The sequence below is a fragment of the Streptomyces sp. NPDC005808 genome (assembly GCF_042871385.1).
Classification (GTDB): Bacteria; Actinomycetota; Actinomycetes; order Streptomycetales; family Streptomycetaceae; genus Streptomyces.
Map to the genome: position 1 here is coordinate 47,961 of NZ_JBIAIK010000004.1, position 15,193 is coordinate 63,153.

At 70.7% G+C, this 15,193-nt stretch carries 14 protein-coding genes; 9 read left to right on the plus strand and 5 right to left on the minus strand.

The features are described from left to right. Window positions 1-141 precede the first annotated feature (141 nt). The gene (locus tag ACFYPC_RS10545; protein ID WP_388673499.1) at window positions 142-1,269 is read left to right on the plus strand and encodes an SAM-dependent methyltransferase; all 1,128 of its coding nucleotides are present in this window, start codon (window positions 142-144) and stop codon (window positions 1,267-1,269) included. A gap of 57 nt (window positions 1,270-1,326) precedes the next feature. Here the strand turns inward: ACFYPC_RS10545 and ACFYPC_RS10550 are convergent, their stop codons facing one another. Next, window positions 1,327-2,478, minus strand: a complete 1,152-nt coding sequence (locus ACFYPC_RS10550) for an NADH-quinone oxidoreductase subunit D (protein ID WP_388673501.1) — start codon at window positions 2,476-2,478, stop codon at window positions 1,327-1,329. A gap of 31 nt (window positions 2,479-2,509) precedes the next feature. Between ACFYPC_RS10550 and ACFYPC_RS10555 the strand changes: the two genes are divergently transcribed. Beyond that, entirely contained in the window at window positions 2,510-3,013 is a 504-nt protein-coding gene (locus ACFYPC_RS10555; RefSeq protein ID WP_388673503.1) for a PH domain-containing protein, read from the plus strand. Window positions 3,014-3,051: 38 nt separating this feature from the next. Further along, complete coding sequence (locus ACFYPC_RS10560) at window positions 3,052-4,350, plus strand: PH domain-containing protein (RefSeq protein ID WP_388674303.1); 1,299 nt, start codon at window positions 3,052-3,054, stop codon at window positions 4,348-4,350. Between the two features lie 127 nt (window positions 4,351-4,477). Here the strand turns inward: ACFYPC_RS10560 and ACFYPC_RS10565 are convergent, their stop codons facing one another. Both ACFYPC_RS10565 and ACFYPC_RS10570 read right to left on the minus strand, forming a co-directional pair. Then, the gene (locus ACFYPC_RS10565; protein WP_388673505.1) at window positions 4,478-6,079 is read right to left on the minus strand and encodes a hypothetical protein; all 1,602 of its coding nucleotides are present in this window, start codon (window positions 6,077-6,079) and stop codon (window positions 4,478-4,480) included. 100 nt (window positions 6,080-6,179) lie between these two features. After that, window positions 6,180-6,308 carry a hypothetical protein gene (locus ACFYPC_RS10570; RefSeq protein ID WP_388673507.1) on the minus strand — a complete coding sequence of 43 codons (129 nt, stop codon included), beginning with the start codon at window positions 6,306-6,308 and terminating at the stop codon, window positions 6,180-6,182. A 182-nt stretch (window positions 6,309-6,490) separates the two neighbouring features. On the opposite strand from ACFYPC_RS10570, the gene ACFYPC_RS10575 reads away from it, so the two are divergent. The 6 genes from ACFYPC_RS10575 (at window position 6,491) to ACFYPC_RS10600 (ending at window position 12,040) form a co-directional block, all read left to right on the plus strand. Further along, window positions 6,491-8,491, plus strand: a complete 2,001-nt coding sequence (locus ACFYPC_RS10575) for a phosphatidylglycerol lysyltransferase domain-containing protein (protein ID WP_388674305.1) — start codon at window positions 6,491-6,493, stop codon at window positions 8,489-8,491. Window positions 8,492-8,697: 206 nt separating this feature from the next. Next, window positions 8,698-9,558 carry a dihydropteroate synthase gene (gene folP, locus ACFYPC_RS10580; protein ID WP_388673509.1) on the plus strand — a complete coding sequence of 287 codons (861 nt, stop codon included), beginning with the start codon at window positions 8,698-8,700 and terminating at the stop codon, window positions 9,556-9,558. Beyond that, window positions 9,555-10,061, plus strand: coding sequence for a nuclear transport factor 2 family protein (locus tag ACFYPC_RS10585; RefSeq protein WP_388673511.1), 507 nt, complete (start codon window positions 9,555-9,557; stop codon window positions 10,059-10,061). The genes folP and ACFYPC_RS10585 overlap by 4 nt, the downstream gene beginning before the upstream one ends. A 396-nt stretch (window positions 10,062-10,457) precedes the next feature. Further along, entirely contained in the window at window positions 10,458-10,817 is a 360-nt protein-coding gene (gene folB, locus ACFYPC_RS10590; protein ID WP_385738188.1) for a dihydroneopterin aldolase, read from the plus strand. After that, window positions 10,814-11,425, plus strand: a complete 612-nt coding sequence (gene folK / locus ACFYPC_RS10595) for a 2-amino-4-hydroxy-6-hydroxymethyldihydropteridine diphosphokinase (RefSeq protein WP_388673513.1) — start codon at window positions 10,814-10,816, stop codon at window positions 11,423-11,425. Before folB ends, folK begins: the two co-directional genes overlap by 4 nt. A gap of 129 nt (window positions 11,426-11,554) precedes the next feature. After that, entirely contained in the window at window positions 11,555-12,040 is a 486-nt protein-coding gene (locus ACFYPC_RS10600; RefSeq protein ID WP_388673515.1) for a DUF3180 domain-containing protein, read from the plus strand. Window positions 12,041-12,383: 343 nt separating this feature from the next. On the opposite strand, the gene folE is transcribed toward ACFYPC_RS10600, so the two are convergent. Both folE and ftsH read right to left on the minus strand, forming a co-directional pair. Then, entirely contained in the window at window positions 12,384-12,989 is a 606-nt protein-coding gene (folE, locus tag ACFYPC_RS10605; RefSeq protein ID WP_388673517.1) for a GTP cyclohydrolase I FolE, read from the minus strand. Window positions 12,990-13,134: 145 nt separating this feature from the next. Further along, complete coding sequence (ftsH, locus tag ACFYPC_RS10610) at window positions 13,135-15,162, minus strand: ATP-dependent zinc metalloprotease FtsH (protein ID WP_388674307.1); 2,028 nt, start codon at window positions 15,160-15,162, stop codon at window positions 13,135-13,137. Window positions 15,163-15,193 lie beyond the last annotated feature (31 nt).

Consider the following 15,193-nt stretch of genomic DNA (forward strand, 5'->3'; position numbering starts at 1 on the left):
TAACCCAGAGTAGGGAAGCGTGCAGTGTGCAGGGGTCAACCGGAGGATCGATCCGCAACCGCCGGGTGTACTCCCCAAGGTGGAGGCACGGGGGTCCCCTCCGCTTAGCCTGACCCAGTGAGACGTGAGGAACCTGACCCAGTGAGACGTGAGGAAACGGACGACTTCCGGGGCTGGCGCGAGGCGACGGAGGAGGCGCTGTACGGGCCCTGCGGCTTCTACCGCAGGGCCGAGGGACCGGCCGCCCACTTCCGCACCTCGGTGCACGCCTCGCCCCTCTTCGCGCGCGCCGTGGCCCGGCTGCTGTGCCACGTCGACGAAGCGCTGGACCGCCCCTCCCCGCTCGCCTTCGTCGACATGGCGGCGGGCCGCGGCGAGCTCGTGACCGCCGTCCTCGCCGCACTCCCCGCCGAGGTGGCCTCCCGCGCGCGCGGGTACGCCGTCGAACGCGCAGACCGCCCCGCCGGTCTTGATCACCGGATCGAGTGGCTCGCGGAGCCCCCGAAGGGCGTCTGCGGCCTGCTGTTCGCCAACGAGTGGCTGGACAACGTGCCGGTCGAGGTCGCCGAAGTGGACTCGGAGGGCGTGGCGCGCGTGGTTCTCGTACGCCGCGACGGGACCGAACGCCTCGGGGTGCCGGTGGGGGGACCGAAAACAGGCACACGCACAGGCACGGGTACAGGCACAGACACAGACGCGGGCACGCGCGCAGGCACGGGCACGGGCACGGCAGCGGAATGGCTGCGGAAGTGGTGGCCGCTGTCCTCCGAAGGAGCCCGCGCCGAAATCGGGCTCCCCAGGGATGTCGCCTGGGCCTCCGCCGTCGCTTCCCTGGGACGCGGTCTCGCCGTGGCCGTCGACTACGCCCACACGCTCGGCGCGCGGCCGCCGTTCGGGACCCTCACCGGCTTCCGGGAGGGGCGGGAGACGGTGCCCGTCCCGGACGGCTCGTGCGACATCACCGCGCACGTGGCGCTCGACGCGTGCGCGCTGCCCGGGGGGCGCGTGATGACCCAGCGGGATGCGCTGCGTGCGCTGGGCGTGAGCGGCGCACGCCCGGCGCTCGCTCTCGCGTCCACGGACCCCGCCGCGTACGTACGCGCCCTCGCGAGCGCGGGCGCGGCGGCCGAACTGACCGCGCCCGGCGGCCTGGGCGACTTCGGCTGGCTGCTTCAGCCGGTTGGAATTCGGGACTTGCCAGGCAGCGACCTACTTGTCGGTGACCCACCCGACGGTGGCCTCCTTACCGGTGACCCACCCGACAACTGACTCCTTACCGGTGACCCACCCGACAGTGGCCATGTCGGGGACCCGCCTCTCGGCGACCTACTTGTCGATGTCCCCGACCACGAAGAACAGTGACCCCAGGATCGCCACCATGTCCGCGACCAGCGTGCCCGGCAGCAGTTCGGTGAGCGCCTGGATGTTGTTGAACGAGGCCGAGCGCAGCTTCAGCCGGTACGGGGTCTTCTCGCCCTTGCTCACCAGGTAGTAGCCGTTGATGCCGAGGGGGTTCTCGGTCCAGGCGTAGGTGTGGCCCTCGGGCGCCTTCAGGACCTTGGGCAGCCGCTGGTTGATCGGGCCCGGCGGAAGGTCCGCGAGCCGGTCGAGACAGGCGTCCGCGAGGTCGAGCGCGTTGTGGGTCTGGTCCAGGAGGCACTCGAAGCGGGCCAGGCAGTCGCCCTCCTGGCGCGTGACCACCTTCAGGGTGTCCTGGAGTTCCCCGTACGCGAGGTACGGCTCGTCCCGGCGGAGGTCGAAGTCGACCCCGGAGGCGCGCGCGATCGGCCCGCTCACGCCGTACGCATGCACGGCCGCCGGCGTCAGCGCCCCCACGCCCCGCGTACGCCCCCTGAAGATCTCGTTGCCGAGCACCAGGTCGTCGAACCGGTCCATACGGGAGCGCAGGGAGGCGACGGAGGCACGCGCGCGCGTGGTCCATCCGGCAGGCAGGTCCTCCTTGAGGCCGCCGACCCGGTTGAACATGTAGTGCATGCGCCCCCCGGAGACCTCCTCCATGACGTGCTGGAGTTCCTCGCGCTCCGTGAAGGCGTAGAAGATCGGCGTGATTCCGCCCAGCTCCAGGGGGTACGAGCCCAGGAACATCAGGTGGTTCAGGACGCGGTTCAGCTCGGCGAGCAGGGTGCGGGTCCACACCGCGCGCTGGGGGACCTCCATGCCGAGCATCCGCTCGACGGCGAGGACGACGCCCAGTTCGTTCGCGAAGGCGGACAGCCAGTCGTGGCGGTTGGCGAGCATGATGATCTGGCGGTAGTCGCGCGCCTCGAAGAGCTTCTCGGCGCCGCGGTGCATATAGCCGATGACCGGTTCCGCGTGCTGGATCCGCTCGCCGTCCAGGACGAGCTTCAACCGCAGCACGCCGTGCGTGGACGGGTGCTGGGGCCCGATGTTGAGCACCATGTCCGTGCTCTCCGCGGCGCCGCCGATGCCGACCATGGTCTCCGTCGTGGGAGTCATGGGCACAGTGTCTCGTACGTACGCTTGCCACATGGAGACGGGGAGCATGGAGACCACCGGGAACACGGCGACCGAGCCGGTCTGGAACGGGCTGCCCCGCGGGCTGCTGCGGATGCGGCGCCTGCTGCTGGTGGTGTGGCTGGGGCTGCTGACCATCGCGGTCGGGCTGCTGCTCTGGACGATCGCCGGGCCCCTCTGGGCCGCCTTCGCCCTGCTGCCGCTGACCCTGCTCGCGTGGGGCTGGCGGATGCTGGGGCGCAACTGGCAGTCCTGGCGGTACGCCGAGCGCGTGGACGACCTGCTGATCAGCAAGGGCGTGCTGTGGCGCGAGGAGACCGTGGTGCCGTACGGGCGGATGCAGTTGGTCGAGGTGACCTCCGGGCCGGTCGAGCGACACTTCGGGCTCGCGAGCGTGCAACTGCACACGGCCGCCGCGGCGACCGACGCGCGCATTCCCGGTCTCGATCCGGCCGAGGCCGAGCGGCTGCGCGACCGGCTCACCGAGCTGGGCGAGGCCCGATCGGCAGGGCTGTGACGACGCCGCCCGCGGCGCCTCTGGACGCCGGCGAGGAGATGGGGGACGGGAAACCGCTCATCGAGCGGCGCCTGCACCCTGTGACGCCCCTGCGACGCGCGTGGGCGCCGATCGCGCTGGTCGCCGGATGGGCCGTGCACGACCCCAACCAGGCACAGGAACAGCTCACCAAACTCGCCACCACCACACTCCTCCTCGGGTTCGCCGCGGCCATCCTGGGCGGCACCCTCTACGGCTTCCTGACCTGGTGGTTCACCCACTTCGCGGTGACCGACACCGAACTGCGCATCCGAACCGGCCTGTTGTTCCGGCGCACCGCGCACATCCGGCTCGACCGGCTCCAGGCCGTCGACGTCACCCAGCCGCTGCTCGCGCGCGTCGCGGGCGTCACCAAGCTCAAACTCGACGTCATCGGGACGGACAAGAAGGACGAACTGGCCTATCTGGGCGAGGGGGACGCCCGTGCCCTGCGCGCCGAACTGCTCGCCCGCGCGGCCGGTTTCGCCCCGGAGACCGCGCACGAGGTCGGCGAGGCGCCCGTACGGCAACTGCTGCACGTACCGGCGGGCAAACTCGCCGTCTCCCTGCTGCTCACCGGCGCCACCTGGGGGACGCTGGCCGCCGCGCTCCTCGTACCGTCGCTGCTGTGGCTGGCCACCCACAGCCTGTGGACGGTCCTCGCGACCGCGGTGCCACTGCTCGGCGCGGCGGGTGCGAGCAGCCTGGGGCGGTTCGTCAGCGAGTACGACTGGACGGTGGGCGAGTCGCCGGACGGGCTCCGGATCGACCACGGGCTCCTGGACCGTACGCACGAGACGGTGCCGCCGGGGCGCGTGCAGACCGTACGGATCGTCGAACCCCTGCTGTGGCGGCGGCGCGACTGGGTGCGGGTGGAACTGGACGTGGCCGGGTCCTCGAACTCCGTGCTGGTGCCGGTCGCCCCGCGCGAGGTCGCCGAGGCGATGATCGCGCGGGTGCTGCCGGGGGTGACGGTGCCGGCCCTGGTACGGCCGCCGCGCCGGGCCGGATGGTGCGTGCCGTTCTGGTGGCGGGGGTACGGACTCGCGGTCACCGACACGGTCTTCGTGGCCCGTCACGGGCTGCTGCGCCGCAGCCTCGCGCTCGTGCCGCACGCGAAGGTCCAGAGCGTACGTCTGGAGCAGGGGCCCTGGGCGCGCCTCAAAGGGCTCGCCGACGTCCATGTGGACACCGGGGCCAACAAGACGGTGACGGCGCGGCTGCGGGACGCCTCCGAGGCGGCGGAACTGCTTCAGTCGCAGGCCGACCGGTCACGCACGGGGCGGCGGGAGGCCCGGCCGGACCGGTGGATGGCGTGATCGGTTTGAACGGTTTGAACGGTTTGAACGGTTTGAACGGTTGTCCTACGACGTGGGGGGGGGGGGGGGGGGGGGGGGGCCCCCCCCCCCCCCCCCCCCACGTCGTAGGACAACCTTCGTCGGGACGTCAGGAAACCGCGCTCCGCAGCTCTCCCATGTCGATCCGCTCGGTCTCGTCATGGACGGTCAGGTCGATCACCTGGCCGACGCCGCGGGACTCCTCGTCCGCGGGCTTGAAGCCGGCCTCGGCCTCGGCCTTGTGCAGGGCGAGCGCCTCCTCGCCGACCACGTCCGCGAGGTCCTCGTTCTGCACGGTCTCCAGCGTGTCCTGGGACTCCTTCTGCGTACCGAAGAAGTCGAAGCCGCCCTCGACCGACGGACGCCTCACGGGCGCGGCCGGTACGACGGCCACCGCGGTCGGCACGGTGAAGTGCCCGGCGGACGGGGCGGGCCTCACGGGCCTGACCGGCTTGAACGGCTTCGGCGGGGCCGGGAGGTCTAGGGGACTCGACGGATGCGCGTGGCCCGCCGGACCGACGGGATCGGCGCTCTGGGGCGACGCCGAGGAAGGGGCTTCCTGCACGGGCGACGTCGGGGAGGGTTTTGCCTCGGCGGCCGGGTCCTCATGCCCGTCGACATGCCCGTCGACATGCCCGTCGACATGTCCGGCGGCCGCCTCGGGCTTCCCCGCTGCCTCACCCTCCTCCGCCGCGGCGGTGTCGTCGGACGCACTCGCCCCGGTCGTCCCGGCACGGGTCCCGGCACCGCCGGTCCTCGTTTCGGCCTTCGTGTCGGTCTTGGCCTCGGTCTTCGTGTCGGTCTTGGCCTCGGTCTTCGCCTCAGTGGAACCGTCGTGCACCGGCTCGGTCGGGTGCGGTGTGTTCTCCGGGTCCGTCCCGGGGTCCGTCCCCAGGTCCATCTCCGGGTCCGTCCCCAGGTCCATCTCGGGTTCCGTCTCGGGGCCGCCGTTCGCGATCCGGTTCAGCGCCGCGTTGGCCCGCAGGAAGAGCGACGAGCCGGTCGGTGAGAAGACCTCGGGGAGCTCCGGCGCACCGGCCTCGTCCTGAGGCCCGGCGCCAAGGTCCTCGGCTGTCGTGTCGTCGGCGTCAGCCGCCTCGACGGTCCCGTCGGCGTCCGGTACGGCGGTGACCGCCTCGGAACCCTCAGCCGCCTCGGGACCCTCGATCACCTCGGGTGAATCGACCACCTCGGGAACCCCCGGCTCCCCCGAAACCCCCAGCTCCCCCGAAGCCGTCGGCTGGGGAGTCGACTCGGCCGTCTCTATCTCGAGCAGCCGGCGCCCCTCCAGGGCGGTGGCCCGCTCCGACTCCGCCGTGGCGTACCGCCTGAGCAGCGCCGCGTGTTCGTTACGCAGGCCCGCCAACTCGGTCCGCTTGGCACGCAGCTTGTGCTCCAGCTTGACCCGCAGCTCGCGCGACTCGTCGAGGTCCGTCTCCAGTTCGGCGACGCGCTCCTCGAAACGCCACTCGTCGCTCACTCGCGCGCGCTCGAGGTCAGCTACCTGTTTGCCCGCGGACCAGTCCCAACGGCGCATGACGACCGCACCGAGGACCGCCGTCAGCGCGGCACCCCCGGCCAGCCCGCGGAGCACCATCGGCTCCGTGAACAGCCAGGGCCCCACGGCGCAGACGAGCGAGACGGCCGCGATCGCCGACGGAGGCAGCAGCCTGTGCAGAGGCGGGGAATGACGGTGACGTCCACGTGGCATGGCCAGAAACTTACCGCGCGTAGGCGAATCCTGGTGCCCCGCCCGGTAAAAACACAACCAGCTCGCAGCCTTCACAGGACTCCTCAGCCCCTGGAAAGGATCAGCCGCCCGCGCCGTCGCGGTCGACGACCAGGCCCGTGCCGTTCTCCTTGCCGAAGAGGCCGGCCCAGCCGGCGTAGCAGCCGAACTCCTGGTCGGCGCAGAGACTGACCGAGGAAAAGACCACCACCTTCGCGAGCGCTTACCCGGCGCTTTCCCAGACCTTTGGACCGCCTTTCCCGCAATGAGTGAACCTGCTTCCCCAAGACACCGTCCTAGAGGGCGCAATGTCGCCGGATGCCGGAATGGCCCCGGAAACCAAGGTCTCTCGCAGAACCACAGGGTGCGATGTCTGTCAGGGTAGAGAGTGAAATGCCGGGCGGGGTTCCAGGCCGAATGGAGCACGCGCGGCGCATGATCCATGGCTCGCTGGTCCGTGGTCCGCGTCCCGACGCCGTGCCCTCCCTGATCGCAACGGCCTGCACGCTCGTGGGGCTCCTGGACATCGCCGCCGGAGTCTTCCCGCGCTTCAGGCACAGCCGTATGCACACCGTCGCCGAGGTACTGCCGGGCGCGCTCGGCCCGTTCGCCGCCGCGCTGTCACTCAGCGCCGGCGTACTCCTGCTGCTGCTCGCCCACGGGCTGCGCCGCCGCAAGCGCCGGGCGTGGCGGGCTGCCGTCATCCTGCTCCCGGCGGGCGCGGTCGCGCAGTTCGCGTACCGGCACTCGCTCATCGGCGTCGCCATCTCGCTGGCGCTGCTCGCGCCGCTGCTGCGCCACCGTGCCGAGTTCGCCGCCCTGCCGGATCCGCGCAGCCGCTGGCGCGCGCTCGCCAACTTCGTTCTCATGGGCGCCGGTTCGCTCATCCTCGGACTGGTCATCGTCAGTGTCCACGCGAGCCGGATGATCGGCGACCCGAGCCTGGCCGACCGTATCGCCCACGTCCTGTACGGCCTGTTCGGCGTCGAAGGGCCCCTCACCTACACGGGCCCCACCTCCTGGACGGTCGCCGTCTCGCTCGGCACCCTCGGTCTGCTGACGGCCATCACCACGATCTACCTCGCCCTCCGCCCCGAACACCCGGCCGCCCGGCTCACCGAGGACGACGAGACACGGCTGCGTGCCCTCTTGGAGAAGCACGGCGGCCGTGACTCGCTCGGCCACTTCGCGCTCCGCCGTGACAAGGCGGTCGTCTTCTCGCCGAGCGGCAAGGCAGCGGTGACGTATCGCGTCGTGTCGGGAGTGATGCTGGCGAGCGGCGACCCCGTCGGCGACGTGGAGGCCTGGCCGGGCGCCATCGAGCGGTTCATGGACGAGGCCAAGGCGCACTCCTGGACACCCGCCGTCATGGGCTGCTCCGAGACCGGCGGCGAGGTGTGGACCCGCGAGACCGGTCTCGACGCCCTGGAACTGGGTGACGAGGCGGTGGTGGACGTCGCGGATTTCTCCCTGGCCGGGCGCGCGATGCGGAACGTGCGCCAGATGGTGAAACGCATCGAAAGGGCCGGCTACGAGACCCGGGTACGGCGCGTTCGCGACCTGAGCGAGGGTGAGCTGGAGCGGATCCGGCGCGCCACGGAGGACTGGCGCGGCACGGACACCGAACGCGGCTTCTCCATGGCACTGGGCCGCGTCGGCGACCCGGCCGACGGGGACTGCCTGATCGCCACCGCCCACAAGGCCGACGGGCCGGACACCGGCGCGGCGCCCGGCCCGTACGGCGAACCGGGCCCGTACGACACATCGGGCCGGTACGGCGACCCCCGCCCGTGTGGCACATCCGGCCCGTACGGCGATCCCGGCCCGTACGGCGATCCCGGTGCCTACGGCACATCCGGCCCGTACGGCGAACCAGGCCCGTACGGCGGCGCATCCGGCCCGTACGGTGATCTGAAAGCCGTTCTGCACTTCGTCCCGTGGGGCACCGACGGCGTGTCACTGGACCTCATGCGCCGCGACCGCTCCGCCGACCCCGGCATGAACGAACTCCTCATCGTGGCCGCGCTCCAGGCGGCCCCCGGCCTCGGAATCAAGCGTGTCTCGCTGAACTTCGCGATGTTCCGCGCGGCGCTCGCGCGGGGCGAGAAGATCGGCGCGGGCCCCGTGCTGCGCGTCTGGCGAAGCCTGTTGGTCTTCCTCTCCCGTTGGTTCCAGATCGAGTCCCTGTACAAGTTCAACGCCAAGTTCCACCCGTGCTGGGAGCCCCGCTTCGTCGTGTACGGCTCCTCCCGCGACCTCCCCCGCATCGGCCTCGCCGCCATGCAGGCGGAGGGCTTCGTCAGCCTCGCCCTGCCACGCCTGCTGCGCCGCCGGAGGGCGGCTCCGCGTCCCTGCGCGCACGCGGTGGCGGAGCGCGGGGTCCGGGCGGCCTAGGACGGGCCCTATGACCTGGGCGGGCGGGGGGAGGGACAGGCTCGGGCAGAGGAGAGACAGGCTGCGGAGCGGCCAAAAGGCCCCTGCCCTCGGCGGCCCGCACCCGCCGACCGGAAGGAGCCCTTGTCGACACCTTGTCGACACCTTGTCCGCACCTTGTCCACAGAGGATGAAGCCGCCCCCTGCCAGAGGCCTAGGCTGGACGTATGAGCATCGAGCGCGGGCGCGGCCAAGTCGCGGGACTGCCGACGTGGGACCGCTGCGCGGTCATGGGAGTCGTGAACGTGACCCCCGATTCCTTCTCCGACGGAGGCCGCTGGTTCGACACCACGGCCGCCGTCAAACACGGCCTCGGCCTGGTCACCGAGGGCGCCGACCTGGTGGACGTCGGCGGGGAGTCCACCCGCCCCGGCGCCAGCCGGGTCGACGAGGCGGAGGAGCTCAAGCGTGTCATCCCGGTCGTCCGGGAACTGGCCTCCGAGGGCGTCACCGTCTCCGTGGACACCATGCGCGCCAGCGTCGCCGAGCAGTCGCTCGCCGCGGGTGCCGCCCTTGTCAACGACGTCAGCGGCGGCCTCGCCGACCCCGCGATGATCCCGGTCGTCGCGGCGGCGGGCGCCCCCTTCGTGGTCATGCACTGGCGCGGTTTCCTGGCCGGCGGAAACGTGAAGGGGGTGTACGGGGACGTCGTCTCCGAGGTCGTCGACGAGTTGCACGCACGCGTGGAGTCCGTGCTGGCCGGCGGCATCGCCCCCGACAAGATCGTCGTCGACCCGGGCCTCGGCTTCTCCAAGGACTCCGAGCACGACCTGCTGCTCCTGGCCCATCTCGACCGCCTGCGCGAACTGGGCCACCCCTTGCTGGTCGCCGCGTCCCGCAAGCGTTTCCTGGGCCGTGTACTGGCGGGCCCGGAAGGCTCTCCGCCGCCCGCGCGCGAACGCGATGCCGCCACCGCCGCCGTCTCCGCCCTCGCCGCCTACCAGGGCGCGTGGGCCGTCCGTGTCCACGAGGTCCGGGCCACCGCCGACGCCGTACGCGTCGCGAGGGCCGTAGAAGGAGCCCGGTGAGCGCCCCCCGTACCGACGTCGAGCAGGTCGAGCTCGCCAACACCGCCTTCTACGAGGCTCTGGAGCGGGGCGACTTCGAGGAACTGTCGTCGCTCTGGCTGGCCCCGCTGGACACGGCCGACGAGGTGGTCGAGGGCGGGCCCGAGGACGAGGGCCCGGGGGTCTCCTGCGTCCACCCCGGCTGGCCCGTCCTCAACGGCCGCGGCGAGGTGCTGCGCTCCTACGCGCTGATCATGGCGAACACCGAGTACATCCAGTTCTTCCTCACCGACGTGCACGTCTCCGTCGTCGGCGACACGGCGCTGGTCACCTGCACGGAGAACATCCTCAGCGGCGGACCCGCCCCCGACGACAGCGACGAGCTCGGCCCGCTCGTCGGTCAGCTCGTCGTCGCCACGAACGTGTTCCGCCGCACCGCATACGGCTGGAAGCTCTGGTCGCACCACGCCTCCCCCGTTCTCGCCGAGTCGGGCGAGGAGGAGGACGAGGACACCCCCGGTTGAGACGAGGACAGCAGAGGGCAGCCCGGACGGGACGAGGACACTCCGGTCGAGGCGAGGGCAGCCCGGACGGGACGGGGACACCCCCGGACGGGACGGGACACTCCGGACGGGACGGGACACCCCGGATGGGACGCGACACCCCCGTCGAGTGGGGTGGGCGGTCCGTGAGCACCAAGGCGTGGTTGGAATCACGTACCCCTGGGTAGGGGCGGCTACCAACCCGTGAGCCGCCGTGTTCCCCAAGGGAAACACCCGATGAAGCCTTTGACCGCCGACCGGCCGGGCGGCCCCACGGACGAGGACTGTCAGTGCCCGCAGGTAGATTCGTTTGAGGCCGGTGTACCGACCGCACTCGGCATCTACCTGCCCCTACCGACGATTGCAGGAGTGATTCGCGTGGATCGTGTCGCGCTGCGCGGCCTCAAGGCCCGCGGGCACCATGGCGTCTTCGCCAGGGAGCGAGAAGAGGGCCAGACCTTCATCGTGGACCTGACGCTGGGCCTGGACACCCGAGCGGCCGCGGCCGACGACGACCTGGCGAAGACCGTGCACTACGGCGTCGTGGCGGAGGAGGTCGTGGCCGTCGTCGCGGGCGAGCCCGTCGACCTCATCGAGACGCTGGCCGAGCGCATCGCCCAGACGTGCCTGAAGCACGACGGGGTCCAGGAGGTCGAGGTCTGCGTCCACAAACCGGACGCGCCCATCACGGTGCCCTTCGACGACGTGACCGTCACCATCATCCGGAGCCGAGTATGACCGCCTTCTTCACCGAGGGTCAGAGCGACCCGACCGTACAACCGGTGCCCGCCTCCGTGACGCAGCAGGTGGACGCCGCCGACACGACGCTGCAGAACCCGAGGCGAGCGGTGATCTCCCTCGGTTCGAACCTGGGCAACCGCCTGGAGACCCTCCAGGGAGCCATCGACGCCCTGGAGGACACCCCCGGCGTCCGCATCAAAGCGGTCTCCCCCGTCTATGAGACAGAGCCCTGGGGCGTCGCCCCGGACAGCCAGCCGACGTACTTCAACGCAGTGGTGGTCCTCAGGACGACCTTGCCCCCGTCGTCCCTGCTGGAGCGGGCCCACGCGGTCGAGGAGGCCTTCGACCGGGTGCGCGCGGACCGCTGGGCCCCGCGCACGATCGACGTGGACATCGTGGCGTACGCCGATCTGGTCTCCGACGACCCGGTCCTGACCCTTCCTCACCCGCGCGCCCACGAGCGGGCCTTCGTCCTCGCTCCCTGGCACGACGTGGAACCCGAGGCCCAGCTCCCCGGCCACGGCCCCGTGACCCAGCTCCTCGCGACGGTCACCCGGGACGGAGTCGCGCCCCGCGCGGACCTGGAACTCCGGCTGCCCGAGTAGTCGTTAAGGTCAGGACGACCATTGGGCGGTTGACCGAAGGGGCATTGTGGCTGCGTCTTCCCGGGGGACACCCCGGGCGCCCGGCCGGCACGTGTGGCAACCGGGATATGTAATCGCGAGGGGAACTGAGTGAAAGAGCTGCGCATCAGGACGCTGGCCGCGGTGTTCGTCATCGCCGGAGCGCTGTCCTGGGCAGGTGCCCGCCTGTGGAACTCGGTGGGCACGCTCCCCTCGGTCCCGCTGGCCGCCCCCATCGTCCTGGCCCTGATCGCGGTCGTCCTGCTGGCCACGGCGCTCTCACTGCGCGCCCGCCTCAAGGCCCAGCGCGAGCGCCGCCCCGGCGCCAAGGGAGTCGACCCCCTGATGGCGGCCCGCGCCGTCGTCTTCGGCCAGGCCAGCGCCCTCGTCGCCGCGCTGGTCGCCGGGATGTACGGCGGCACGGGCGTGTTCCTGCTCGCATCCCTGGACATCCCCGCCCGCCGCGACCAGGCCATCTACGCCGGCTTCTCGGTCCTCGCCGGAATCGCCGTCATAGCGGCCGCCTTCTTCCTCGAGCGCGTCTGCAAACTCCCGGAGGACGACGACGAGAACGGCGGCACGGCCCCGGCACTGTGACCGCGAAGCGAGGAGACACTGGCGTCCGCGCACGTCCCGGCACGGGCAACCGCAAGGCGGCGAGACGGCGCGGCGGCGAGACGCCCAGGGTCCAGGCACGGCACCGGCGACCGTGAAGCGGTGAGACGGCGAGACGGCGAGACGGCCGAGGGTCCACGCGCCGGACATGACCGGCGCCGAGCACGGCCGACAAGTCCCGGTGCGGTTCAGCGCCCCACAGGCGCGCGGAGAACTGCGCGACCGGCCACGACGCCCCCGCAGGCACCGCACGGTCAGGCACCACACCCGCAGCCACCGTACCCGGCCCCCGGCCCCCGGCCCCCGGCCCCCGGCGGAGCGTCGGCTAGCGCGCCATGATCAGGCTCATCGCCTCATTGCGCGTAGCTGCATCCCGCAGCTGCCCCCGCACCGCCGACGTGATCGTCTTCGCGCCGGGCTTGCGGATGCCGCGCATCGACATGCACATGTGCTCGCACTCGACGACCACGATCACGCCGCGCGGCTCCAGGATCTCCATCAGGGAGTCGGCGATCTGCGTCGTCAGCCGCTCCTGCACCTGCGGCCGCCGGGCATAGACGTCCACCAGCCGCGCCAGCTTGGACAGACCTGTGATCTTGCCACTGGTGGCCGGAATGTAGCCCACGTGCGCAACACCCCGGAACGGCACCAGGTGGTGTTCACACGTGCTGAACACCTCGATGTCCTTCACGAGGACCATTTCGTCGTGCCCAAGGTCGAACGTCGTCGTCAGGACATCCCCCGGCTGCTGCCACAGGCCCGCGAATATCTCCCGATACGCCCGCGCCACCCGCCCCGGGGTCTCCCTCAGGCCCTCGCGGTCCGGGTCCTCGCCGACCGCGATGAGGAGCTCTCGTATCGCGTTCTCGGCTCGCTTCTCGTCGAACTCGCCGATCACACCCTCGCCGTCCAGCGTCACTGGGTCGGTCATGTAGGTCCTCGTTCCTGTGCCTCTCAAGCGCGCGGGTCGACGCGTCAAACGTACGGGCATACGAAAATGCCGCGCCCCCCAGGCTAGAACCTGGGGGGCGCGGCATCCATTCCGGGCCTGGTGGGGCCACCGGGAGCCGTGGAGGTCAGCTCTCGGGACGCTCCTCCGGGACTGCTTCCGTCGCCGGGACGGACTCCGTCACGTTGGCGATGGCCGGCGTAGCGCCGTTCGCCCCGTTCGTCAGTGACAGCTCCTTGGGGGAGAGCACCGGCGGGCGGGTGGACGGAGTGCGCCGGGAGGAGCCGGTCCACGCGGGACGGGCCGGACGCTTCACGAGGGGAGCGAAGATCTCGGCGATCTGCTCCTTGCTCAGCGTCTCCTTCTCCAGCAGCTGGAGCACCAGGTTGTCGAGGACGTCGCGGTTCTCGACCAGGATCTCCCAGGCCTCGTTGTGCGCGTTCTCGATGAGCTTCTTGACCTCTTCGTCGACGAGCGCGGCTACCTCTTCCGAGTAGTCACGCGGGTGCGACATCTCCCGGCCCAGGAAGGGCTCGGTGTTGTCGCCGCCGAACTTGATCGCGCCAAGACGCTCGGTCATGCCGTACTGCGTGACCATCGCGCGGGCCGTGGCCGTGGCCTTCTCGATGTCGTTCGCAGCGCCCGTGGTCGGGTCGTGGAAGACGAGCTCCTCGGCCGCACGCCCGCCCAGCATGTATGCCAGCTGGTCGAGCATCTCGTTGCGGGTCGTGGAGTACCTGTCCTCGTCCGGCAGGACCATCGTGTAGCCGAGGGCACGGCCACGCGACAGGATCGTGATCTTGTGGACCGGGTCGGAGTTCGGAGACGCCGCCGCGACCAGGGCGTGGCCGCCCTCGTGGTACGCGGTGATCTTCTTCTCCTTGTCCGACATGATCCGGGTCCGCTTCTGCGGGCCCGCGACCACACGGTCGATCGCCTCGTCCAGCATGTCGTTGTCGATCAGCTTCCCGTTGTTGCGCGCGGTGAGCAGCGCAGCTTCGTTCAGCACGTTCGACAGGTCCGCGCCGGTGAAGCCCGGTGTACGCCGGGCGACCGCACCGAGGTCGACGCCGGGAGCGACCGGCTTGCCCTTCTGGTGAACCTTGAGGATCTCCAGACGGCCCTGCATGTCCGGGCGGTCGACCGCGATCTGGCGGTCGAAGCGGCCGGGGCGCAGGAGGGCCGGGTCGAGGATGTCGGGCCGGTTCGTGGCGGCGATCAGGATGACGCCGCCCTTCACGTCGAAGCCGTCCATCTCGACGAGCAGCTGGTTGAGCGTCTGCTCGCGCTCGTCGTGACCGCCTCCGAGGCCGGCGCCGCGATGACGGCCGACCGCGTCGATCTCGTCGACGAAGACGATCGCCGGAGCGTTCGCCTTGGCCTGCTCGAACAGGTCACGGACTCGGGAGGCACCGACACCGACGAACATCTCGACGAAGTCGGAACCCGAGATCGAGTAGAAGGGGACGCCTGCCTCACCCGCGACAGCACGCGCGAGCAGCGTCTTACCGGTTCCAGGAGGCCCGTAGAGCAGCACACCCTTGGGGATCTTCGCCCCGACGGCCTGGAACTTCGCCGGCTCCTGGAGGAACTCCTTGATCTCGTGGAGTTCCTCGACCGCCTCGTCCGAGCCCGCCACATCGGCGAACGTCGTCTTCGGGGTGTCCTTGGTGATGAGCTTCGCCTTGGACTTCCCGAAGTTCATGACCCGGGAGCCGCCGCCCTGCATCTGGTTCATCAGGAACAGGAAGACGACGACGATGAGGACGAAGGGCAGCAGAGAAAGCAGGATGCCCAGGAAGGGGTTCTGCTTGGACGGCGACACTGTGTAGCCGTCCGGGATCTGCTTGTTCTGGAACTTGTTCTGGAGAGTGTCCGCCAGGGTCACGCCCTGGTTGCCGATGTAGCTCGCCTGAATCTGGGAGCTGCCCTCGACCTTCACGCCATCTTTGAGAGAGACCTTGATGATCTGCTCGTCGCCGGTGGTGATCTTGGCCGACTCGACCTTGTTGTCATTGATCGCCTGGACGACCTGGCCGGTGTCCACTGTCTTGTAGCCGCCGGACGAGCCGACGACCTGCATCAACACGACCACGGCAAGGACGGCCAGCACGATCCACATGACCGGCCCACGGAAGTATCGCTTCACGTCCATCCATACGGAGCGGTGACGCCCCGTCCCTCCT